20 protein-coding genes, 1 pseudogene and 1 other annotated feature are annotated in these 24378 nt (G+C 36.3%); of the genes and pseudogenes, 1 reads left to right on the top strand and 20 read right to left on the bottom strand.

Annotation, left to right across the window (positions count from 1 at the left end):
• Positions 1–2: 2 nt before the first annotated feature.
• The 18 genes and pseudogenes from ACTND6_RS00730 to ACTND6_RS00645 form a co-directional block, all read right to left on the bottom strand.
• Complete coding sequence (locus tag ACTND6_RS00730; protein WP_441021094.1) at positions 3–1586, bottom strand: ComEC/Rec2 family competence protein; 1584 nt, start codon at positions 1584–1586, stop codon at positions 3–5.
• Positions 1587–1723: 137 nt separating this feature from the next.
• Complete coding sequence (tnpB, locus tag ACTND6_RS00725) at positions 1724–2836, bottom strand: IS200/IS605 family element RNA-guided endonuclease TnpB (protein ID WP_441021096.1); 1113 nt, start codon at positions 2834–2836, stop codon at positions 1724–1726.
• Positions 2833–3238: pseudogene (tnpA, locus tag ACTND6_RS00720) on the bottom strand (IS200/IS605 family transposase). The gene tnpB and the pseudogene tnpA overlap by 4 nt, the downstream one beginning before the upstream one ends.
• Before the next feature lie 561 nt (positions 3239–3799).
• Positions 3800–4105 (bottom strand): hypothetical protein, encoded by a 306-nt coding sequence (locus tag ACTND6_RS00715; protein ID WP_441021098.1) that lies wholly within the window; start codon positions 4103–4105, stop codon positions 3800–3802.
• The gene (locus ACTND6_RS00710; RefSeq protein WP_441021100.1) at positions 4102–4581 is read right to left on the bottom strand and encodes a ComEA family DNA-binding protein; all 480 of its coding nucleotides are present in this window, start codon (positions 4579–4581) and stop codon (positions 4102–4104) included. The genes ACTND6_RS00715 and ACTND6_RS00710 overlap by 4 nt, the downstream gene beginning before the upstream one ends.
• Positions 4526–4858, bottom strand: a complete 333-nt coding sequence (locus ACTND6_RS00705; protein WP_441021102.1) for a hypothetical protein — start codon at positions 4856–4858, stop codon at positions 4526–4528. Before ACTND6_RS00705 ends, ACTND6_RS00710 begins: the two co-directional genes overlap by 56 nt.
• 73 nt (positions 4859–4931) lie before the next feature.
• Entirely contained in the window at positions 4932–5411 is a 480-nt protein-coding gene (gene greA / locus ACTND6_RS00700; protein ID WP_178176006.1) for a transcription elongation factor GreA, read from the bottom strand.
• A 29-nt stretch (positions 5412–5440) separates the two neighbouring features.
• Entirely contained in the window at positions 5441–6070 is a 630-nt protein-coding gene (udk, locus tag ACTND6_RS00695) for a uridine kinase (RefSeq protein ID WP_441021104.1), read from the bottom strand.
• Positions 6067–6525 (bottom strand): NUDIX hydrolase, encoded by a 459-nt coding sequence (locus tag ACTND6_RS00690; RefSeq protein WP_441021106.1) that lies wholly within the window; start codon positions 6523–6525, stop codon positions 6067–6069. The genes udk and ACTND6_RS00690 overlap by 4 nt, the downstream gene beginning before the upstream one ends.
• 1 nt (position 6526) lies before the next feature.
• The gene (gene mltG, locus ACTND6_RS00685) at positions 6527–8383 is read right to left on the bottom strand and encodes an endolytic transglycosylase MltG (RefSeq protein WP_441021108.1); all 1857 of its coding nucleotides are present in this window, start codon (positions 8381–8383) and stop codon (positions 6527–6529) included.
• Entirely contained in the window at positions 8383–8631 is a 249-nt protein-coding gene (locus ACTND6_RS00680; RefSeq protein ID WP_178175999.1) for a DUF1292 domain-containing protein, read from the bottom strand. The genes mltG and ACTND6_RS00680 overlap by 1 nt, the downstream gene beginning before the upstream one ends.
• Positions 8632–8670: 39 nt before the next feature.
• Positions 8671–9084 (bottom strand): Holliday junction resolvase RuvX, encoded by a 414-nt coding sequence (gene ruvX, locus ACTND6_RS00675; protein WP_178175997.1) that lies wholly within the window; start codon positions 9082–9084, stop codon positions 8671–8673.
• On the bottom strand, positions 9081–9347 hold the full coding sequence (locus ACTND6_RS00670; protein ID WP_441021111.1) for an IreB family regulatory phosphoprotein: 267 nt from the start codon (positions 9345–9347) through the stop codon (positions 9081–9083). Before ACTND6_RS00670 ends, ruvX begins: the two co-directional genes overlap by 4 nt.
• 134 nt (positions 9348–9481) lie before the next feature.
• A complete protein-coding gene (gene alaS, locus ACTND6_RS00665; protein ID WP_441021113.1) occupies positions 9482–12112 on the bottom strand; it encodes an alanine--tRNA ligase in 2631 nt (876 codons plus the stop codon).
• A gap of 32 nt (positions 12113–12144) precedes the next feature.
• Positions 12145–12344: a binding site (T-box leader), on the bottom strand.
• The gene (gene recD2, locus ACTND6_RS00660) at positions 12319–14538 is read right to left on the bottom strand and encodes an SF1B family DNA helicase RecD2 (protein ID WP_441021115.1); all 2220 of its coding nucleotides are present in this window, start codon (positions 14536–14538) and stop codon (positions 12319–12321) included. Its footprint overlaps the feature before it by 26 nt.
• A complete protein-coding gene (locus ACTND6_RS00655) occupies positions 14526–15218 on the bottom strand; it encodes a lysostaphin resistance A-like protein (RefSeq protein WP_441021117.1) in 693 nt (230 codons plus the stop codon). Before ACTND6_RS00655 ends, recD2 begins: the two co-directional genes overlap by 13 nt.
• Complete coding sequence (gene mnmA / locus ACTND6_RS00650; protein WP_441021119.1) at positions 15211–16350, bottom strand: tRNA 2-thiouridine(34) synthase MnmA; 1140 nt, start codon at positions 16348–16350, stop codon at positions 15211–15213. Before mnmA ends, ACTND6_RS00655 begins: the two co-directional genes overlap by 8 nt.
• Positions 16351–16380: 30 nt before the next feature.
• The gene (locus ACTND6_RS00645; RefSeq protein WP_441021121.1) at positions 16381–16812 is read right to left on the bottom strand and encodes a Spx/MgsR family RNA polymerase-binding regulatory protein; all 432 of its coding nucleotides are present in this window, start codon (positions 16810–16812) and stop codon (positions 16381–16383) included.
• Positions 16813–17138: 326 nt separating this feature from the next.
• Between ACTND6_RS00645 and trpS the strand changes: the two genes are divergently transcribed.
• The gene (gene trpS / locus ACTND6_RS00640; protein WP_441021123.1) at positions 17139–18131 is read left to right on the top strand and encodes a tryptophan--tRNA ligase; all 993 of its coding nucleotides are present in this window, start codon (positions 17139–17141) and stop codon (positions 18129–18131) included.
• A 77-nt stretch (positions 18132–18208) separates the two neighbouring features.
• Here the strand turns inward: trpS and ACTND6_RS00635 are convergent, their stop codons facing one another.
• Both ACTND6_RS00635 and uvrC read right to left on the bottom strand, forming a co-directional pair.
• Positions 18209–22570 (bottom strand): PolC-type DNA polymerase III, encoded by a 4362-nt coding sequence (locus ACTND6_RS00635; RefSeq protein ID WP_441021124.1) that lies wholly within the window; start codon positions 22568–22570, stop codon positions 18209–18211.
• Between the two features lie 29 nt (positions 22571–22599).
• Complete coding sequence (uvrC, locus tag ACTND6_RS00630) at positions 22600–24378, bottom strand: excinuclease ABC subunit UvrC (RefSeq protein WP_441021126.1); 1779 nt, start codon at positions 24376–24378, stop codon at positions 22600–22602.

Here is a 24378-nt window from a genome sequence, read left to right as displayed (position 1 = left end):
TATTATATCAGACCTATTTCAAATCTCGATGTAATAAAAACACGAATCTTGCCAAAACATAGAATTGTGATATCCCCACTTGTTTTTGTATCGAAATACGGGATATGTCGTTTCAATAATTTCTGTATTGTTTCTTCACTTGGATGATGATAGATACGGTAGGCACCTGATGAAATCAAGGCAGTTTCTGGACGTACAACATCTAAAAACTGATCAGAAGATGATGTTGATGAACCATGATGACCAAGTTTTAAAATATCGCAAGATAACGTTGGATATTTATGGATGATTTCTTCTTCTGTTTTGTCTGATGCATCACCCATTAGACACACCTGTTTTCCATTAAAGTTAACGACATTGACAATGGAGCTGTCATTCTCATCTTCACTTTGTATTTCATTGATATCCTGGAGTGTGAAAATAGAAGACTGTATTGTTGTTTGATGTGTTTCAATGCATTGCTTTACTGTAAAGTCTTTTTGAATGTTCGTCTTGTTTCCACTATGATCATTATCATTATGTGTAATGATCAATGTATTAATGACATAAATACTTTTTGCATCCAGATATGTTTTTAAAGCGTTGTATGCTGATGGTTTGCCAGTATCAATTAAGATATTGTCACTGTTCAATGGCGCACGAATTAAGATAGCATCTCCCTGTCCTATATTGATCATTGTCATTTCCATACATGGATGAAATAATCCAGTTATCTGAAATATATATAACAATACAATTGCAGCTTTGACTTTATGATGAAACATGCTGACAACAAGGATATAGAAAATACATCCAGCACCAGCAATGGAACCTTTTAGAGAAAATGCATTCATCAATGTATTGAATAACTGTAATGCTGAAGCAATCAAAGACACAAAATCAACAGGTGTAAAGAAACGCACAAGAGAAAATAGAAAGAAGAAACCATGCAGAAACATGTTCAAGGGATACAGGAAAGAACGCATTGGATTGATTGTCTGAAATAAGATACTTTGCAAGATTGAAATCAATAGAAACAGGATTCCTTTTTTGTGCTCATTAAATAAAAATGAATAATGGTAGAGAGAAGGAATCAGAAAAGAAGCAGAAGTAATCTCAGAAGGATAAAAAAACATAATGAACATTGTGATAAGTGAAGCAGACTTCTGTCTGGACAGTGGAAAATAGCGAGATACACGGAATAAAAGATTTTCAACAAGAATCATAGGAAAGCGATACACAATTAATAGAAGAATCGTAATTACAGAAAGCACGACATCTTTCTTTTTTTCACTCATGAAATATTTACAGATTACATGAAACAGAAACAGTATCGAAATATAAGAAAACCCTGCTTCTTTCATCCATGAGTTTTCTTTCGTATCTTTAATATTTAACAGGCTTTTATTTAATAGTGACTGTATCGATACATCTTCTATGGTATTGATTTTTTTCTGAATCCATCTTCGTATCGAAATGTTTTCTTTCTTTAACGTAATGAAAGATTCATCTACTGCATAATAGATTCCCTGACTGTTCAGCCAGTGTGAATACGAAAATCCATATGAATGAAAGGATTCATCAACCCTTTTAAATTCAGTAGTCACTGTATATGATGCCTGAACTACTCATGACTGAAGTCACGAGGTTCCTGCGAACTCTGTATCCCTAGAATGATTGTTCATTCCCCGTTCTCAGATATATTAGCAGGCTATCCCCGCAGTTCCTGCGGTTCTTACATATGTTAGACAACTTCAAGTTGCCTTAAGCCTTCGTTTAAAATATTTGTACATGCGTTGATATCTCTATCGTGAGATATTCCACATACTGGACATATCCACTCTCTAATTGATAGATCTTTAACCAACGGATTTTTATGACCGCATGCAGAACAAAGCTGACTGCTTGGGTAGAAACGATTGACTTTGATTACCGTCTTACCGTACCACTTAGCTTTGTATATTAGCTTAGCCACAAATTCATACCACGATGCACTGAGAATGGATTGTGCAAGATTATGATTTTTCACCATACCTGACACATGTAAATCTTCAATACAGATGACATCATTCTCACTCACTATTCTTGTGGACAGTTTCTCAAGAAAATCCCTTTTCTGATTTGTTGCTTTTTCATACAAACGTGCAAGTCTGATACGGTTCTTCTCCCAATTGGAACTACCTTTTGATTTTCGAGATAGCTCTCTTTGGAGTTTCTGTATCTGTTGCAGTGTCTTATTCAGAAAGCGAGGATTTTCTACTTTCTCGTGATTGCTCATAGTACAGAATCCTTTGATTCCAAGATCAATACCGATTTGATTACCTGTCATCGGCAATTCCCTAACATCCTCTGTCTCAACACAAACGCTGGCATAATACTTGCCAGAAGGCGTTCTAGATATAGTGACATTACGAATTTTACCTTGTGGTGTTTTCTTATCACGATATCTGACATGCCCCAGTTTGGGCAGTTTGATGTAGGTATTATCTACTGAAATATTGTTATTCGTAGGTTGTGTTGTATAAGAATCATAATGATCGTGTTTGGATTTGTAGTTTGGATATCCTGATCCGCCTTTCATATTGGTGAAAGCTTTTTTTAGATTTCTCAAACTGTTCTGTAAAGCAAACTTGTCTACTTCCTTCAGGAAACACAGCTCTTCAGTAGTTTTCCAAAAAGTGAGCATTTTACTGAGTTCGTCATAAAATACTAGTCTTTTTGAAGCACGATATGTTTCCTGGCAGATGTGTAATGCTTTGTTGTACACAAACCGTGTACATCCAAATGTTTTGATCATCAGTTCTTGCTGTGTTTTTGTTGGGTAAAGTCTGACTTTATAAGCTTTTGTAATCGTCATACATTTACCACCTTCTGTGCTCGAATGTATTCTCTTATCTGGGTTTCTGTATTTTCTGACACAGTAGCCACGAAATAAGATGGATTCCACAAATGACCTTTATACAATTCCTTTTTCAATTCTGGCATTTGTTTGAACAGCTTATGTGCTGATACACCTTTCAAGGCCTTCATCATTGAAGGTATATAGTTTTGAGGGGAGCAGCTTATAAGCAGGTGAACATGATCCTTGTCCATATTCATCTCCTCGATTGTGAAGCAGTTATCTTCAGCAATCATTGAGAATATGTCTCTCAATCGAGTTTCAGCTTCGCCAGTAAGTATTGGTTTTTCTGTATTTCACACAAAACACAATGTGGTATTGCAATCCGTAAACGTAACCTCTGCCATGTACAATATTCATAGAAACCTCTCTATAAATATTATAACATAGGTATAAGCAAAATCCTTTGATTTGTAAACAAATATAAATATTTTAAAATAACATATGTAAAAACTCAAAAGAACTTTGAGTAGTTGTTGTTCACCATAGCTCGCTGCTTCTATGGCAGTCCTTTTGGGACATCCTGAACTTTCATACAGGCACAGACTATATCTTATCCATGACAGCTTTGATGTTATCTCCACTGCTTCAGGCGAGACCACTTCCATCCGCTTGGATGTACTCCCCTCACGAGGGATAGTCGTTGAACTTTCTCCTATTCGGAGCTTAGCTGCTGATTTTCGATTTGCAAGCGTTTAGGGTTTGACCATGCACCATACAGTTGATTTTTTCTGCTTTCGCCGCATTCACGCTTGGCTGTATTTCAAACCTGCGTTGTAGCTCAACTGCCTTTACGAATTATTCCAGCAATTCAGTCTCTTTGTTGGGTATTGTAGTATACCACTACGTACAAATTTCTTTATACGCTAACTATATTGTTTAGTTTACTCACGACTGAAGTCACGAGTGTGCACCAAACGTCTAATCAAAAAATAAAGGCTCTTTTGTATAGACAATAACCTTTTGATTTCCACTTTTTAAAATTGCATACGAAGAAGAAACCTGGATTGCTTTTCCTTCCTTCATGTCAGGATATCTTGTATATCCTCGTGGAATAGAAAATATCACTAAAATAGTACATACAAATAAAAAGCTATGATCTTTTGTACGAAGTATCCAAAGAACAATACAGCAGCAAAGAGATAAAACAAATATCTTTTGATAACACAAAGCAAAAAGAAACATAAGAAGAGATAAAAATACACAATGATTCTTACACGAAGTCATAACGTAATCTTCTCTTTGATTTTCTCAAACTTTGCATTTCCAATTCCTTTGACTTTCATGATATCTTCAATTGTCTGATACAGACCATGTTCCTCACGATATTGAATAATTGCATCTGCAGTTGATGGACCAATACCATCTAACTGCTGCAGCTCTTCACGTGTTGCCTGGTTGATAGAAATGCGTGGGAGTTCTTCTTCATCTGTCTGATATGGTATCGATAATACGTCGGCATCTTTTAATACCATGTTTGGGTTAAGAGAAGAAATATCAGCATTCTCTTTGAGCTGAATCTGGTCAATTGCTTCCTGTACCGTTGCATATTGCTTTAAACTGATTGTTTCTTCTTTTTCAACTGCCCCTTTGATAGAAACATGAATTCGTGTATTTTCAGGATCAGATAAGGAAACTGGTTTAAGATCAACACTTAAAATTCCTATAAGAAGAAGGACGATAATCAAAAACTGTCTTTTCATATGCATTTTGTGTATTTTGATTTATGATTTTGTCTTTTAGAAGCTTTTTGCCAAGTTTAATGATGACAGTATATACGTCGTCTGACCCTTCAAAAACGACTTCAAATACAACAGAATCATCTTCAGCATCAGTTGAATGGTGTTTTTTTATGGATTGAATTTTAAGATGAGTGATGGATTCAATCCATTGAATGATTCTTTTATCATTTATAGAATTCAAGAAAACAGGATGAAACTGATAAGAATGCTCTATATTGTGAATGCTATTCTGGTTCATAACATAACCTCCTACAATATAGTTATTCACGTGTTTTTCTAAAGTTCCAAAAAAAAGTTGGAAAATTTCCAACTTACTTAATGTTTAGAATTGTAACCTTGTAAGGCTTAGCAACTTCAACAGTAACAACATCTCCAGTTTTGCTTCCTAAGATAGCCTGTGCTAAAGGTGTTTCATTTGATACTTTACCATTTAATGGATCAGCTTCTGTTGAACCAACAATATGATACTGAGCTTCTTCTTCAGTATCCATGAACTTCAATGTAACTGTGCTACCAATCTGAACATTTTTCTTACCCTTCTTCTGTGTAGAAATGATTTCATAATGTCCAACCTGTAACATGTTTTCCAATTCCTGGATACGATGTTCAACTTCAGCCTGCTTTTCTCTAGCAGCATCATAGTCAGCGTTTTCACTCAAGTCACCCTGTGAACGAGCTTCAGCAAGTTCTGCCTTAACTTCTTCACGGACTACATGAACCAGATTATCATATTCATCTTGTAATTTTTTCAGACCTTCTTCAGTGACATAGATTTTATTTTCTTCAGCCATTGTTCTACTCCTTTTTACATGCTTTCGTATTATAGCATTTCACTTGTCAGTATGCTAGAAATTTTTGTGTTTAACAAATCAATTGCAACAGTATTTGCACCACCTTCAGGGATGATAATATCCGCAAATCGTTTTGATGGTTCAATAAATGATTCATGCATTGGTCGAACCGTAGACATGTATTGATTCACAACACTTTCCATTGTTCTGCCACGCTCCTGTACATCTCGATTCAATCTTCGAATAAAACGAATATCTGCATCCGTATCAACAAACACTTTGATATCCAATAGATTTCTAAGATTTTCGTCTTCTAAGATGAATAATCCTTCAAGAATCAAAACATCACATGGATAACAGCATTCACTCACATCACTTCTTGTATGATTTACAAAATCATAGGTTGGTTTTTCAATAGGCTTTCCATCCATTAGATCATGTACCTGCTGTACAAGAAGATCATTGTCAAAAGCACTTGGGTGATCATAGTTTGTCTTGATTCTTTCACTCATAGGCTTATGAGACTGATCTTTATAGTAATCATCCTGACGGATGACAAGTACTCTAGTCAAATCAGAAAATTTTTCCTGAATATGTCTAGAAATAGATGTTTTTCCGCTGGCAGAACCACCAGCAATTCCTATAATTAATGGTTTCATACTGTATTCTCCACGCATTGTATTAAACGATCCGATGCATCATATGTAAGATCAAAATCAAAATGCTCTTTCCGTAACATTTTCTTTAAGAAAAGAATATCACCTTCCCATAAGTCAAGTGTAAAAATCTGATCTTGCGGAATCCACACTAGTTCACCTTCATCACAAGAATGGATTGTTCCACTGAAATCATATGATAAATAAATCTCACATATTTCATCTTCGAAATGCGGATAATGAAAACGAATGGTTCCATAATGTTCTAATGTATGTACATGCAATCCTGTTTCTTCAAACACTTCTCTGCGTGCACATTGTTCCATCGTCTCATTTTCTTCTAACTTTCCGCCAACCCCAATAAACTTGTTGTGATTGACGTCATTTTTCTTCTTGTTTCTTTTTAAGAACAGCCACTGTTCATCTTTTACTAAATAAACACAAGAACTGTATTTCATATTAATAACATTTCAAATATTTCGATACATTTGCATTATGTTCATCTAATGTTTTTGCATAATGCACCGTACCATCTCCACCAGGACAAACTTCAGCCATAAAATACAAATAATCAGTATCTGCAGGTGAAATTGCAGCTTTGATTGCTGCTTCTCCAGCATTTTCAATTGGACCAGGTGTCAGGCCATCATATTTGTATGTGTTATATGGAGAATCAAAATCAGGATTTACTTCACATGCCTGCCAGTTATCTTCCAGCTTGTCAAAGTCAATTGCATAGCATACAGTTACAGAACTTTGCAGTTTCATTCCTTGTGCTAAGCGGTTATAGAATACAGAAGCAACCTTTGCAAGATCTTCAGGATTTGTACCAGCTTCATATTGAATAATAGATGCCATTGTATAGATATCCGCAATGCTATGATTACTTGATGCAATCTGATCCTTGTACTTATTAAAGATTGTCAAAGACTGATCAAGAAGTGTTGTTGTGATTTCTTCTGCAGTTGTCTCTTTATTGACATAGTATGTATCCGGAGCAAGATATCCTTCTAGATAGATACGAACCCCACTCTTAAACATATCATCCGTCAAGAATGGATATTTTTCTTTCTGTGAAACAATCCAGTCTTTATTATTCCATAATGCTAATAAATCTTCACTGGATACATTTGTAACTTCACTGAACTTTTTTGCAGCATCCTTTGCCCAGTCACCTTCGATCACAGTTACAGAAACCTGATCTCTTCTAGCAGCATTCTGATCATTCAGATATGTAAACATCTGCTTGATACCCCAGCTTTTATCTAATGTAAACAGACCTTGCTTTACGTCAGTCAATTGATTCAATCTTGCATAAGTATATGCAACATCAGCATTCTTAATGATGTTTTCTTCCTGCAGCTTTTTCGCAACGTCTTTTACAGTAGAGCCATCTTCTACCATAAACTTCACTTCTTCACTTGTAGAAGTCACTGGCTGTAAACCAGAATAAATCAAATAGACACCGGCACAAAGAATTGTTAAAAGAACAACAATAATAACAGTAACGATTTTCTGAATCAAAGGTGTTGTTTTTCTTTTCTTCATGCGGATTGCCCTTTCTTCATCTGTTTCACCACTGGAAACAAATGCTTCTTTATATAATTCTTCAAATGGAACTGGGTTTGTTGGAATGCCCCTCTGTTTTGTTGTTCTAGCATGTTTTGGAACACTTGCTGTACCTGTATATGCAGAATCTAACGCATTGATATTTTCCTTTTTTGTTTCTAATGGAATCGCTTTTGTTTCCTGATTTTCTTCTTCCAGAACAGGAGACAATTCATCGTTCACACCAGGATCTTCATCTTGCAGAGAAACAGGAATTTCAGGATCAATCAGCTTCAGGTTCTTGTCTGTTACCCATTTTGTTCTGCCATTATCTACGATTTTATAACGTGCAGTATTTGGGTTGAAGTCTTCAATTTCAACTTCATTCCCAAGATAATCAATTCTTGTACCGTTTCTATATTTCTGCCCTTTTTTCAATTCTTCTAAATGAAAATCATCATCTACAGACTTTTCTAAAACAACTGTCTTTTCCTGTGCAGAATCAGCCTTTACCATTTCTGACTGTTCAATCTTCTGTTTCAGCAATTCTTCAACACTAGGAATGCCTGTTGTCTGATCATATACATTTACTTCATCTAAAGCTTTATTCTGCTTAGATTGCTGCTTTGGTTTTGTATCTACAACTGGTTTGCCATTTTCACGTAATTTACGCATGGCAAGCGTCTGTTCACCAAGAACAACATCAGGCAATTCATCGAGTTCATCATAGTCGATGATTTGATCCTTTCTTGTGTTATTCTCAGCCATTATTCATCTTCCTCTAAAAAAGCGCCTAATACTTCCTGACACATGTTCCATTCTTCTTCATCTTCGATGTCAATCATATTGCCATCTTCATCATAGCTGTATGCATATACATTTCCATCATCTGTATTAGCATCAGTAAAAAGAACATATTTCTTTTTGTTCTTGTCATCTTCAAAAGTTAAAATGATTTCAACTTCTTTTTCCTGACCGTTTTCGTCAGTGATTGTCATAATTTTTGTATCTTCCATGTTCATTCTCCTATCAAAGCAAAAGGCGTTTTGCGCCTTTTAATGTGAATCTAGATAGCGCTGTAAAATCTGGACAGCAGCTAACTGATCAATTTTCTTTTTACGATGTTTTCTGGAAACATCTGCCATCAGTAGAATTGATTCAGATTCCTGTGTTGTATTTCTTTCATCTTGCATTTTTACAGGAATTCCACTTTCAACTTCTAAAACTTTTCCAAATTCCAGGCAGATTTGAGCTCTTTCCGCAACATCTCCATTTTCAAGCAATGGTAGTCCAAGTACGATGACATCCGGTTTCATTTCTTCAACCACTTCTAATACACGATCCATCGCTGTATCATAGTCATCTGGTTTAAAGCGTATTGTTTTTACAGTAGATGCGATAAAACCAGTCTCAGAAAAACTAACTCCACAAGTAACACTACCTAGGTCTAATCCAAGGTATTTACTCATTTATCATGCTCCTCTAAATAGAAACGAACGAGTTCCTCAATGATTTCATGCCGTTCAATTGATTGAATGACACTTCTAGCATTGTTATGAGAGGAAATATAAGCAGGATCATTACTGATCAGGTATCCAGCAAGCTGATTGATTGCATTATACCCTCTTTCATTTAATGCTTTTTCAACATGTTTTAATACTTCACGGATATTCTCACGTCTTAATTCTTCTGCTGAAAAGCTAATTGTTTCTGTAACACTTTTTTGAGTCATAATAGAATCCTCCTTATTGCTTCTATTCTACTCTAAAATATACAAATTGTATAGAAAGCCAAAAGCAAAAATTATGAGAAATAAAGGAAATCTTAAGAAACAATAAAAGAGAGCAGTGCGCTCTCTTTTATCACTTATTGCAGTTTTTCTTTAATGGCTTGGATTGCTTCATCAATCTTGGAAGCATCCTTTGCACCAGCCTGTGCCATATCAGGTCTACCGCCACCATTACCGCCACACATTGTAGCAGCCATCTTCACGATATCACCTGCTTTGATGCCCTTCTGGATTGCTTCCTTGCTGGAAGCACATACGAAAGTTGTCTTGCCATCAATTTCATTAGAAATAAATACAAATCCGTTTGTTAATTTATTTCTTAAAGTTTCAGCATATTCTTTCAATCCCTTTGTATCTTTACCCTGCAGTTTCAGGAATAATGCCTGAATACCATTGTATTCTTCAGCCTTGCTTAGTACAGAATCAGCTTCAGAAGCCATTGCTTTACTTTCAGCTTCATTGATCTGTTTCTTTAAGGATGCATTTTCTTCCAATAGCTTCTGAATTCTTTCATGTAAGCCATCAAAACTCTTCATCTTTAATAAGGCAGCAGTCTGCTTCAGATATTCTTCTTCGCTCTTGAAAGAGTTATAAGCTTCCATCTTTGTTTCACAAGTAATACGTCTGACACCACTGCCGATAGATTCTTCAGAAACGATTCTGAATGAGCCAAGGTTGTTTGTATTATCTACGTGTGTACCACCACAGAATTCCTTAGAGAAATCTCCCATGGATACGACTCTGACTTCATCACCATACTTTTCATCAAATAGGGCTGTTGCGCCAGTCTTCTTTGCATCTTCAATTGCCAGTACTTCTGTAGTTACTGGAAGAGATGCATTGATCTTTTCATTGACGATTCTTTCAACTTCACTCAACTGTTCATCTGTTGGCTTTTCAAAGTGTGTGAAGTCAAATCTGCCATATTCAGGACAGTTATAAGAACCAGCCTGTGCAATATGATCTCCAAGAACTTTTTTTAATGCAGCCTGCAGTAAATGCAAGGAAGAGTGATTTGCACGTGTACGCTGTCTAGCAGCATAGTCATATTCACCTTCTAGAATATCACCAACATGCAGTGTACCTTCAATGTTTTCTAAATGATGCAATGGCTGTTTGTGTGGAGCCTTCTGTACGTCAGTTACATCAGCTTTGAATGTATCATTCCATACTTTACCAGTATCAGCACACTGACCACCGCTTTCAGCATAGAAGCAAGTTTCACTTAAGATGACATCTCCACTGTCACTCAAGGAATCAACCTTTACGCCATCTTTGAATAAACCGATAACTTTACCTGTTGAGTGAGAATCTGTATAGCCTGTGAATTTGCTTTCTTCTGTGAAATCCATTAAATCCTTGGACTGACCATGCATAGACTGTTCTGCACCTCTAGCAGCTCTAGCACGTTCTTTCTGTGCTTCCATTTCTCTTTCAAATCCAGCTTCATCAATTGTATATCCCTGATCAGAAGCAATTTCTTCTGTCAGTTCTCTTGGATATCCATATGTATCATAGAGCTTGAATACAACTTCACCTGGCAGCTGCTTTGTATCAGCATGTTCTTTTAATGCATCATTCAATAAAGCTTCACCATTAGCAAGTGTCTTATGGAAACTTTCTTCTTCATTCTTTACTAGTTTAGAAACAAGAGCAACCTTGTCTTCAACATATCCATAGTAGTCTTTCATGTTATCTGCACAAACCTGCACAAGGTTATACATGAAGCTGCCTTCAATTCCAAGTTTGATACCATAACGAACAGCTCTACGAAGAACACGTCTTAATACATAGCCTCTTCCTTCATTTGAGAACATTGCACCATCTGCCAATGCAAATGTAACTGTACGGATATGGTCAGCAATAACACGATAAGCCATCTTGTATTCAGCTTCGTCATAAGAATGCTTTGCATACTTCTCAGTAGCGTGAATGATTGGAAGGAACAAGTCTGTATCAAAGTTTGTTTCACCTTCCTGCAGGAAACATACAAGACGCTCTAGCCCCATACCTGTATCAATATTCTTCTGTGGAAGTTCTTTGTACTCTGTTCTTGGCATTTCACCAGGTCTGCAATCATACTGAGAGAATACGATATTCCATAATTCTACATAACGATCATTTTCCATATCGTCAAAGAACAGCTTTTCGCCAATACCTTCTGGATCATATTTTTCACCACGGTCATAGTATAGTTCTGAATCTGGTCCACCAGGTCCTCTGCCGATTTCCCAAAAGTTATCTTTGTTTCTTGAAATATGGGATTCAATCATACCTGCTTGAACCCATAAATCATATGCTTCCTGATCATCTGGATAAACTGTAACGTAGAGTCTTTCTTTATCCATACCGATCCATTCTTCACTTGTTAAGAATTCCCAAGCCCATGGAATTGCTTCCTTCTTGAAGTAATCACCAATGGAGAAGTTTCCTAACATTTCAAAGAATGTGTGGTGACGTGCAGTTCTGCCTACATTTTCAATATCGTTTGTACGAATACATTTCTGTGCGTTTGCGATACGTGGACATGCTGGCTTTTCTGTACCATCAAAATACTTTTTTAAAGTGGATACACCAGCATTGATCCATAACAATGTTGGGTCGTTGTGTGGAATCAAACTAGCACTTGGTTCAATCATGAATCCTTTGGATTTGAAGAAATCCAAGAACATCTGACGAATTTGATTTCCTGTTAAATTCTTTTTCATACATTCCTCCAATAATAAAACGTTCCTGTATATGCAGGAACGTCATTAACGCGGTACCATCCTGATTCACATATGTAATATGTGCACCTTAATTTCATCCGTAACGTGGATAACGGTATGTTTTCATACTCTCAAAAGTAGCTTCACGACATGTATAATTGAAAGCTTTTCACCTTACAGCTTCTCTCTAGACATTCTATACAGCGTTACTTGTCTTTGTCATCGATTTGCATGTTTAATGATATTTCATTATTTGAGAATGTCAATATTTTTTGTACTAACTTTGTATTTCTCTGATGTCTTTCTTCCACATTGCATCCTTGAAAGAATACCTCTTTGTTTCCAATGAGAATCAAAGTATTCTTGCAGCGTGTTATCGCTGTATAAATTAACTTTTTATTCAGCATGATCCACTGATTTTTCGCAAATGGCATAATCACAATCGGATACTCACTGCCTTGTGATTTATGCACAGAAATACAATATGCAAGCGTAATATTTGAAAAGCTGTCAGGTTTATATTCTACAAAGCTGCCATCAAAATCCACAACAATGGTTGTCTTCTTGTCTTCTGTTTCTTTTGCATCTACGATTTCTATTAAAGTTCCAATATCACCATTTGAGACTTCATCATCAGGCTGGTTCTTCAACTGCAGAATTTTATCTCCTTCTCGAAATGTAATATATCCTAATCGTACTTCATTCTTATCAACAGTCTTTGGATTAAATGTTTCCTGAAGTGCCTGGTTTAATACTGTAATTCCTGCATTTCCCGCATACATTGGAGATAATACTTGAATATCTGATAACGCATATCCCTTCTCTAAACAATTCTGTACGATCTTAAGAATACTTTGCTTGATATTGATTTCATCCGTTTCATAGAACAAAACACCTTTTTCATATGTATTAAAATCAATACGATTCTCTAATAAATCTTTAGATAAAGTGATGACACTGCTGTCACCTTTCTGACGGTAGATATGTTCAAGACGAACAGTCGGAATCACATTCGATGCAATCAGATCTCTTAACACACATCCAGGAGAAACAGACGGCAGCTGATCTTCATCACCAATGATACAGATCTTTTTAACGTTATGACTCGCTTTTAAAAGATTCGCAAATAAATAGCTGTCTACCATAGAAAACTCATCAATAATGAGTACATCACACATGAGTGGTTCTTTCTCATTCTTTTTAAATTCATTGCTTTCCAGATTCCACTGTAAAAGAGAATGAATCGTAGATGACTTTGTTTCACATAGCTGTGACAGTCGCTTTGCGGCTCTGCCTGTTGGAGCACAACATTCAATGATACAGTTTGGATACATTCTTTTTAAAAGTTCAACAATGGCGCGTACAACAGTTGTTTTTCCTGTTCCAGGTCCACCGCTCATAATCGATACAGATGTATCAAATAATGTATGAATGGCATGAATCTGTGTTTCATCATATGTAATACCAATGCTATCTTGTATGTTTTTCAATGCATCTTTGACTTCATCATCATCACAAGGTTCCAATGTACGATATGGAAATGCTGCTAAAAAAGAAGCAATGTATGTTTCTGCATCATACTGCGCTTTTGGATAAATACAGCCATCATCATTGATCAAAGCTCTTGATAAAACACAACTGTCTAAGACTTCATCAAAGTCAACTTCAAACTCTTTTGTTTTTTTCAAGAATGATTCCTTTAACAATGCTTCAGGAATATAAGAATCTCCATTTTTCATACAGAGCATTTCACACAAAGCAATCAGATACGCATGCAGACGATTTGGGTCATTCTTTTCAAAGCCAAGTTCTTTACCAATCTTGTCTGCAGTCGCAAATCCAAACCCATCCAGTTCTTCAACGACACGGTATGGATTTTCCTTGATCAGCTTTAATGCATCTTTTCCATATTTCTGATTGATACGAATCAGATTACGAATACCAATGCCATGGATATTCATAAAAGAAACAAGCTGCTGCAAGCCACTGTCATCTTCCTGTATTCCATTAACGATACTTTCATACTGCGCTTTGCTTAAGCGTGGTACACGCAAAAGGCAGTCAGGATTATCCTTGATCATGGCTAGACAATCTTCTCCCAGTGCTTCTACAACTCTTTCCGCAAGTTTTTTTCCAATGTGAGGAAACTGGGAAGAAGATAAATATCGAATGATACCTTCCCTTTCACTTGGCAAAGGCTGCTGTATCGTCTGTACCTGAAACTGCATTCCGTATTTTGGGTGTTCTACGTATGTTCCCTGAATATCATAAAGGACATCTTCCTCAATTTCTGGTAAGATGCCTGTGATTGTGATATGACGTTCTTTTTCATCGTTGACAAGAAACTTCGCTACCGTATAGAAGTTCGTTTCATTACGATACAGAACATATGTAATTTTACCATTTAATGTAATCAGCTCATCCATAGTGTAATTAAAATCGTTATAAAGTTATATAGCATATGTGAAAATATCGATGTAGTAATGGTATCTGTATCTTCATAGGGAATACACAATACAAACCCGCACATCGCATAGATTACAAAGAAAATACAGTTAGAATAATTCTGGGTAAGTAAGGATGCAACGATATGAAAAAATCCAAATGCACAACCTGAAATCGTTGCAGATAGAAGAAAAGAATGCTTTTCTCGTATTTTAGCAAAGATACATCCACGAAAGATCGTTTCTTCTAGAAATGGTGCAAATATTACTGCAGTCAAAATATAGAAAGCTGGTGCAGACTGAAATACAAGATCGTTATTGATTTGATTGTCTGCCTGTACCGTTGGCAGAAAGAAATAGATCAATTGTGCTAAAAACAGATTTGTTAAAAATAAAGACCCAACTGTCGTAAGAATATGTTTGATATTGCATTTGTAGTTTTCTACAAATATCTGAAAGTTTTGCGTAAAGTATTTTAGTCCGATGAAAACAAATGCAAGAACCATACATAGATCCATTACAATACTGCTGATAAAATACATTTCTATTCCAAAATGCTTTCCTATCAAAACACTCAGAAAATCCTGAAATACAAGAAGATAGACACCAAAATACAATATAAGAAAAACAATTGCTTTTTTGTTAGATAAAGTATTACGCATTGACTGTATCTAAGATTTCTTTCATTAAATCTTTATCATTTTGATATACAACATCGATCTTGCCGCCACACACCAGTGTATCACCATCATAAATGACAGCTTCCTGACCAGGCGTTACAGAACGAATCTTTTCTGGAAAAGATGCAATGAGTGTACCATCTTCTCTCAAAGAAACAGTGACAGGATTATCCTGCTGACGATAGCGAAACTTTGCGTTGCATGTTAATGGAAGCTTTCTATCCGCAAGCCAGTTTACATCAATGATAGAACAGGATGTAGAATAGAGCCACTCTTGATGTTCTTCATCCGTAACATACAATTCATTTTTTGTAACGTCCTTGCCGATGACATAGAAAGGACCAATGCCGCCAATATCCAGGCCTTTTCTTTGACCAACTGTGTAATACATGACACCACCATGCTGACCAACAACTTTCTTTGTATTGATGTCAATAATATCGCCAGGTTTCATTGGAAGATAGTTTGACAAGAACTGTCTGAAGTTTCTTTCTCCAATAAAGCAGATTCCTGTAGAATCTTTCTTTTTGGCAATGGAAAGATCTAATTCTTCAGCCAATTTTCTAACTGTTGGCTTATCTACTTTTCCTAATGGAAATAAAACGTGATCAAGTACTTCACGATGAATCTCTGTCAAGAAGTAAGACTGATCTTTATTGCGGTCATCTGCCTTCTGCAGTACATGTACCCCATTCTCTTCACCTAGTTTTGCATAGTGTCCTGTCGCAACTGTATCAAAGCCTTTGCTTTCAGCAAACTTCATAAAAGAATCAAATTTGATATATCGATTGCATAGAATATCTGGATTTGGAGTTCTTCCACGCTTGTATTCATCCAGGAATGTTTTAAATACATCATCCCAGTACTCTTTAATAAAATCAATTCTCAGTAAAGGTAAACCTAATTTATCAGCAACATCCTGTGCATCTTTATAGTCTGCTTCCTGTGGACATACAGCATCATTGATCGTTGGATTTCCTTCAAAATCATCATTTGCCATAGAGTCCCAGTTACGCATAAATGCACACGTAACATCATATCCGTCTTTCTTTAAAAGATATGCGGCAATTGCGGAATCAACACCGCCACTTAATCCTACTAGTACTTTTTTCATAAGTATCATTATACAACAAAAAAGAAGCAATTAAGCTTCTTTATGCACCTCTCCACATGTTTTATAGTTTGGACAATCCGGATTACATACGTGATCTGCAAGATTTCGCAATTCTCTTGGCACAAATACACCAATTTCTTCTTCATCATATCCAACCTGGAAATTACTTTCATTCAAGATAATTGGACGTTTCAGAACACTTGGATTGTTTTTAATAAAATGAATCAATTCATCCGTTTTCATCGCATCAATATCAATATTACTTTCTTGAATGATCTTGCTTCTTTTAGAAATGATATCATCAGTGCCATTTTCACTTCTCATCAATAAATGTTTGATTTCATTATCATTCAATAATGTTTTAAAGATGTTCTTTTCAATGAAAGGAAGATTGCGATCTTTCAGCCACTGTTTCACTTTTCTACAGGAAGCACAGCCTGGTGATGTATATACAACGATCATAAATACCCTCCTTTGTAAAATCAAAAATATTATATCAAATCTGTCAACAACTATAACATACACTTGATTGTAATTGTCAAACAGAATAAAATAACAGCATAAAAGAAAGTGCAACGTTTCTATTTCCCCGTAAAGAAAGACAGTGGCTGATGTAAACTGTTCATAGATAGAAATGTACTGGAGCTTTATAACAAACTTTTATACGTGAATCGTTTACCTTCATAAAAGTGATCTCATACATTGAGATAAGACGGGTGGTACCGCGCAAAGTCGTCTCTTGCGTCCCTTCAGTTTGATTGAAGAGACGTTTTTATTTGGAGGTTATTATGAAAAGAATGTTATCTGGCATCAAGCCTACTGGTGAATTACATCTAGGCTCTTACATCGGTGCACTCAAACAATTTGTGAAGTATCAGGATGATTATGAAATGTTTGCCTTTATCGCAAACCTTCACTGCATTACTGTTCCACAGGAACCAGAAGTTCTGCAGAAGAATCTTCATGATTGTGTCGCTTTATATCTAGCATGTGGTCTGGATCCAAAAAAGGCAACAATCTTCTTACAGACTGATGTTCCTGCGCACGCTACACTTGGCTATATCATGTGCTGTCATACATATATGGGTGAATTAAACCGTATGACACAGTTCAAAGACAAGCAGGCGAAAGGTGAAAAGAATCTGAGTGGTGGCTTGTATACTTACCCTGCTTTAATGGCTGCGGATATTCTTTTATATGATCCATCCTACGTACCTGTTGGAGAAGATCAGAAGCAGCATGTTGAATTAACAAGAGATATCGCACAAAGAATGAATAACCGTTATGGTGACTTGTTTACTGTTCCTGAACCACTTGTTGGCAAGGTTGGTGCTAGAATCATGTCTTTAACAGATCCTACAAAGAAAATGAGTAAATCTGATGGCATCAATAAAGGATGCGTTTATTTATTAGATGATTTAAAAGCAGCACGTAAAAAAGTCATGGGTGCAGTCACTGATAATCTGGCACATGTTCATTATGATCCAGAAAATCAGCCTGGTATTTCTAACTTGATGCAGATTTATTCTTCCTTAAACAATGATCGTCCTTTTGATGAAATTGAAAAGGAATTTGAAGGAAAAGGATATGGTGATTTCAAACGTGCAGTTGCTGACAGCGTTTGTGAATTACTAGAAAGTATCCAGGCAAAATATAATGAAATCTGTAATTCAGATATCATTGAAAAGACATTGCAGCAAGGTGCTGAAAAAGCGAATGTCATTGCCAATGAAAAAGTTAAGAAGGTTCAAAGAGCAATTGGCATGGAAATTGTAAAATAAAATAGAAGCGATACTTGATTAGCAGGTATCGCTCTTTTTAATTCAGCCATCAAAAAAGGTGTGATTTTACACACCTTTTAGAACAATGATAACTGATTCAAATCCTGCAATCCTTCTAAAACACCCATCGCATCCAGTTTTTTAATTAAAGTACCAGACAGCTGTGTACGTTTTTCCAAATCTTCTTTAGAAAGGAATTCTGCTTCACTTCTTGCAGTTTCAATAGAACGCGCAACGTTTGCACCCAATCCATCAATAACAGTAAATGGAGGAATGATTGTTTTCACATCATCTGGATCACTTCTAAATTCCGTAGAAAGTGATTTATACAGATCAACATTAGAAATACGATAGCCTCTTGCATATAACTCTTCACATGCCTCCAATGTATCAAATAAAGATTTTTCTTTATTTGTGACTGGATTGATCGTATCTCTAGAATTCTGACGATCCTGGATATCTTTCATACGCACACGAATGGCTTCAATTCCTTTTGACATCGTATCAATTTCATATGCATCACAACGATGTGTAAAGAACTGGATATAGAAGTTCTGCGGTTCATGTACTTTATACCAGGCAATTCTAACTGCCATCATAACATAGGCAACCGCATGTGCTTTCGGGAACATGTACTTGATCTTTTTACAGGAATCAATATACCAGTCAGGTACGTTATGTGCCTTCATGTCTTCTTCCCATTCTGCCGTAAGACCTTTTCCCTTACGTACAGATTCCATGATCTTAAACGCATCCAATGGCTTCAGTTTTTTATCTAATAGATATGTCATGATATCGTCACGACACGCAATCACTTCACTTAATGGATGCCCTGCCTGTACGAGCGATTGTGCATTACCAGCCCAGACATCAGTACCATGTGTCAGACCAGAAATCATTACAAGTTCTGAGAATGATGCTGGTTTTGTTTCTTCAAGAACACGACGTGTTATACGTGTACCGAATTCTGGTAAACCTAAGGCACCATTTTCTTTCTTATAGATTCTTGGATCTGCATGTAAAGCATCATCACAATAGAACAATGAAAGTGTTTCTGGATCATTCATTGGAATATCCAGAGGTTTGACTGTACCAATTCTTTGCAGCATACGAATCGCAGTTGGATCAACATGACCAAGAATATCAAATTTCAATACATTATCATGAATATCATGGAAGTCGTAATGTGTTGTCATCCAAGCTGCTGTTGGATCGTTGGCTGGATACTGTACTGGTGTGAAGTCTTCTGCTTCATACTCATCAGGAATGATGATAATACCACCAGGATGCTGTCCTGTTGTTCTTTTAACGTTTGTACAGCCTTTTGCCAGATAATCTTTCATTGCACGACGCATATCTTCACGATGCATCTTTTCACAATATCCTGTAACGTAACCATATGCTGTTTTATCTGCGACAGTACCAATGGTACCGGCTCTGAACGCATGATTTGCGCCAAATACTTCTTTAATGAATTCATGAGCTCTCCATTGATATTCATTGGAGAAGTTTAAATCGATATCAGGTACCTTATCAGCATTAAATCCTAAGAATGTCTGGAAAGGAATGTTCTGTCCATCCCCTTTCATAATGCCTCCGCACTTTGGACATTTCTTCTCTTCAAGGTCAAATCCACTCTTTACTTCTGGATCATCGATCCATTCAGTATAGTGGCAGCATGTACAGCGATAATGTGGTTTTAATGGATTTACTTCTGTAATACCTGACATCGTAGCTGTAAAGGAAGATCCTACAGATCCACGGGAACCTACAACATATCCATCCTTGTTGCTCTTTTTTACAAGCAGGTGCGCAATATAATAGTGCACATCAAATCCATTTGTAATGATGTTGTTCAGCTCAAATTCCAGACGTTCTGATACTTCTTCAGGTATCTTTCCTTCAAACTCATACATTTCTTTCGCTGTCTTGTGACAGATGTTACGCAGTTTATCACCAGAAGCTTCAATGTGTGGCGGAAATGTTCCACTAGGAACAGGACGAATATTTTCATCAATAGAATCAAACAGTTTATTTGGATTATCTATCACAAGCTGCTGAACAAGATCTTTATCCTCCAGCCAGTCAAATTCACTGCACATTTCATTTGTCATACGAATATGCTGATCCGGATTCTTTGTACGAAGTCTTAAATCATCATCACGGATATAGAGAGGATGTGTTGCACCACCTACACCTTGTGACATGATATAAACATCTCTAAAGATTTTCTGCTCCTTTGTACAGTAATGCGCATCACTATCTGCAATGACTAGAATGCCAAGTTTCTTTGCCATAGCAATGATACGTTTCTGTACCTGTTTTAAACGTGTAATGTTTGGAATAGAACCTAATGCAATGGATGTAGAGTAATTGCCTAATGGCTGTAGTTCAATATAGTCATAGAACATCATAGCCTGTTCTAATCGAGCATCTTCACCATTACATGCAAGTTCAAATAATTCACCATTCAAACATGCAGAACCAATCAACAGATTATGACGGTGTTCCTGAATATCACTACGCGTAACGCGTGCTTCTGCCGCAACGTCTGTACCTTCTTTTCCACTTGCTTTTCCCATGACCGCAAGTGTTTTTGTATTACTCTTTGTCACAAGACGATACAGATCTCTCATACCATCCTGGTTTTTAACAATCGCACAAATATGTGATCTTCTAACTTTCTTAAAGATTTCATCATCCTGTGTCTTTTCCTGCAGATCATTGATCGTAACACAGTCATACTGATCTTTTGCATCTTTTAGAAGACACATAAATACACCAGATAGACTCTCTGCATCGTAGTCAGCTCTATGTGCAACTTCTTCATCATATTCCACGTGATAATAACGTGAAATATTACCTAAACGATATGCTCTACGATTTCTCAAGATAGCACGAGAAAGATCTAATGTATCGATGACTGTATTTGTTAATGGCGGACGATGGATTCTTCTTAACTCTTCATTGATAAAGTGATAGTCGAAACTTGCATTATGTGCAACAAGAACACCATCTCCGATCCACTCCAGAATTTCATCAATGCATTCATTAAAAGGCTTTGCATCTTTGACCATGTCATTTGTGATATTTGTCTTATGAGAAATGAATGGTGGAATTGGAATTGGCGGTTTGATAAACATCTGCAGACGATCTACAACTGTCTGGTTTTTGATTTTGACCGCGCCAAATTCAATGATGTGATCATAATATGCAGATAGACCAGTTGTTTCCAGGTCAAAAGAAATATATTCAGCATCATCGATCTTGGTATCTACACCATTTCTAACAATCGCTAAACAGTCATCAACCATATTTAATTCACAGCCAAAGCCCACACGGAATCCTCTTTCAGGATCTTTTTTCGCAAGAGATGCGCCTGTATTATAAGCTTTGACAAAAGACTGTACGTCTGCGTGGTCCGTAATCACAATACCACGATGACCAATATTATATGCATATTTTACGATACTGACAGGATCACATACACCATCCATTTCACTCATATTGGAATGCATATGGAATTCAATTCTCTTCTTTTCTGCCGTATCTTTTTCTTCCGATTTTTCTAAGACTTCAATTTCCTGTGGCATGACAACAAGATCTTTCGCAAAGTTATCAAACTGAATGGAACCATACACACGTACATAGTTTCCTTCTCCATAGCTGGAAAGAATTTCACGTGTGATGCCTCTGCCTTCAAAACGCTTCATGATCATTGCATCTGTACCATCATAAATGGCCATTGTCTGGATCATACGATCATTTTTTGTAATTGTCTTTTCTTCCTGGAAGATTTCTCCTTCAAACTGGATGTCAGAAATTGGATCTTTGATATCTTTTAGATTGATACGTGTATAATCTTCCATCTTTAAGCGGCGGTAATTATTTTTTTTCTTTTCTACTGGTTTTTGCTGAAAAGTTTGTTCCTTTTCTGGAATGACATTCATGACAACTTCTCGTACATCTTCTACATGTGGTGCATTGGTAATGCATTTGACATGGATTGTCAAACCACACGAAGCCAGGTCATTTTCAATATCATTTACATATACACTGCTTCTTTCAACATCTTCCTGTGAATTTAACAGGAAAGAAATTGTTTTAGAATCACTGTCATATGTAAAAACAGTATGTGCAAGATCACTATAGTCGCCATGAATTTTTGCCAGATAGCTTAAATACTTTTTGATTCCGACAATATTTGTATTGCATTGATCACTATGAATCAATAATTGAATATGACAGCCTGTCATTTCTTCAATCCCATAGCAAAAAGAAGAATAGTCTTCAAAAGATAAAACATCGTACGTATGCAATGTAATTTCTACAATATTTTCCTTCTGGAACATACGTACACGTTCAATCGTACTATCCGTTAACTGTGAGGATAAATCATTAAATTTACCATTCGCAAAATCTTTAACAAGTAATTTCATAGCCCACCTATTATACATCAGAAAGCGATTTATTTATCTTCAATTTCTTCATGCAGTGTTAGATAAACATTTTTCGCAACAGCCTCTGGAACAACCTTTGCAAGATCTTCTACTGACGCTTCTTTTAATTTTGTGATGCCGCCAAATGCCTTTAACAGCTCTTTCTTTCTTTTTGGTCCAACCCCTTCAATATCATCCAGGATGGATTTTGTCTGTGCCTTGCTTCTAAGTTTTCTATGGTAGCTGATTGCAACACGATGCACTTCATCCTGCATTCTTGTTAACAGGAAAAACAATTCACTGTTCTTATCAATTTCAACAGTATTACCATCGGTATCCATCAGTGCATTTGTAGAATGCCTGTCATTTTTTACAAGACCCATCAATTTAATTGTATTAGATAAATCTAAAGCATCTAGAATTTCTTTTGCCGCTTCAATCTGGATCCATCCACCATCGACAATAATTCCATCTGGCAGTCTTCCGTTATCTTTCAAAAGTCTAAAATATCTACGATAGATGACTTCTTTCATCGAATCAATATCAGAATTGCCTGTATGCAGCTTAAACAGACGATAGTCATTCTTTCTAGGTTTTCCATCTTCATATACAACACAGCTTGCAACAGTAAATTCACCAGAAATATGAGAGTTATCAAACAGTTCAACACGATTCATAGGATGGCGTGCAATTGCATTCAGCTGACGGATGGCTTCTTCTGTTTTCTTGTCTTGTTTTTCAATCACAGAAAACTTCAGATCTAATTGCGTCTTTGCATTTTCAATACACATATCTATGAGTTTCTGACGGTAGCCCTTCTGTGGCTGAAAGATTGGAAATGGGAGTACTTCCTGGATTGTTGCAATATCCATATCTAATGGCAATACGAGTTCTCTTGCGGCAGGATTTGCTTCATAGTACTGAAACAGGAAGGAAATAAACTCTTCCTGTGCGTCGCCATATAATGGTTTGAGCTTATATTCTTTGTTTAAAATCGTACCTTTTCTTACGAGCATGCCTGCAATTGCAAGATAGCCTCGATCTGTATAATAGGCAAAGATATCACGATCTCCTCGATTATCCTTTTCAATATTCTGTTTGTCACTGACAACTTTAGAAATAGATTCCAGCATATTTTTATACATCAGCGCTTTTTCAAACTCCAGATTTTCACTTGCCTGGATCATTTTTTCCTTGATATCTTTTTCGACATCTTTTGTATCACCATTCATAAAGGATACAACGCTGGAACAGTATTCTTCATAGACTGCAGGATCAATTTGTTTTTCACAAGGTCCTAGACACTGTCCCATATGATAGTAAAGACATAATTTGTCTCCCATATGATTACATCTACGGAATGGAAACATCCCCTGCAGAAGCTTTAATGTATCCCTTGCAGCATTGGCATCAGGAAAAGGTCCAAAGTATCGTGCACGTTTATCTTTTTTAATATCACGTGCTACGGATAGCCTTGGATATGTTTCTCTTGTGAGTTTGATGTATGGATAAGAAGAATCATCCATAAATTGAATGTTATATTTCGGGCGATTCTTTTTGATCAGATTGATTTCCAGAACCAATGCTTCTTTTTCTGTCTTTGTGACAATAAAATCAAAATCATCAATATTTTCTACAAGCTTTGTTGTTTTAAAGTTATGAGCACCAACAAAGTAGGAGTTCACGCGATTATGCAGGTCTTTGGCTTTGCCTACATAAATGATTTCTCCATTCTTATCCTTCATCTGATAGCTTCCAGGACTATGTGGAAGCTGTGATAGTTTTGCTTTGATATATTCTCTATCCAT

The organism is Bulleidia sp. HCP3S3_C9 (genome assembly GCF_052064035.1).
Classification (GTDB): domain Bacteria; phylum Bacillota_I; class Bacilli_A; order Erysipelotrichales; family Erysipelotrichaceae; genus Bulleidia.
Note: the sequence above shows the minus strand (reverse complement) of the source record. Positions and strands in the feature narration are given on the sequence as shown.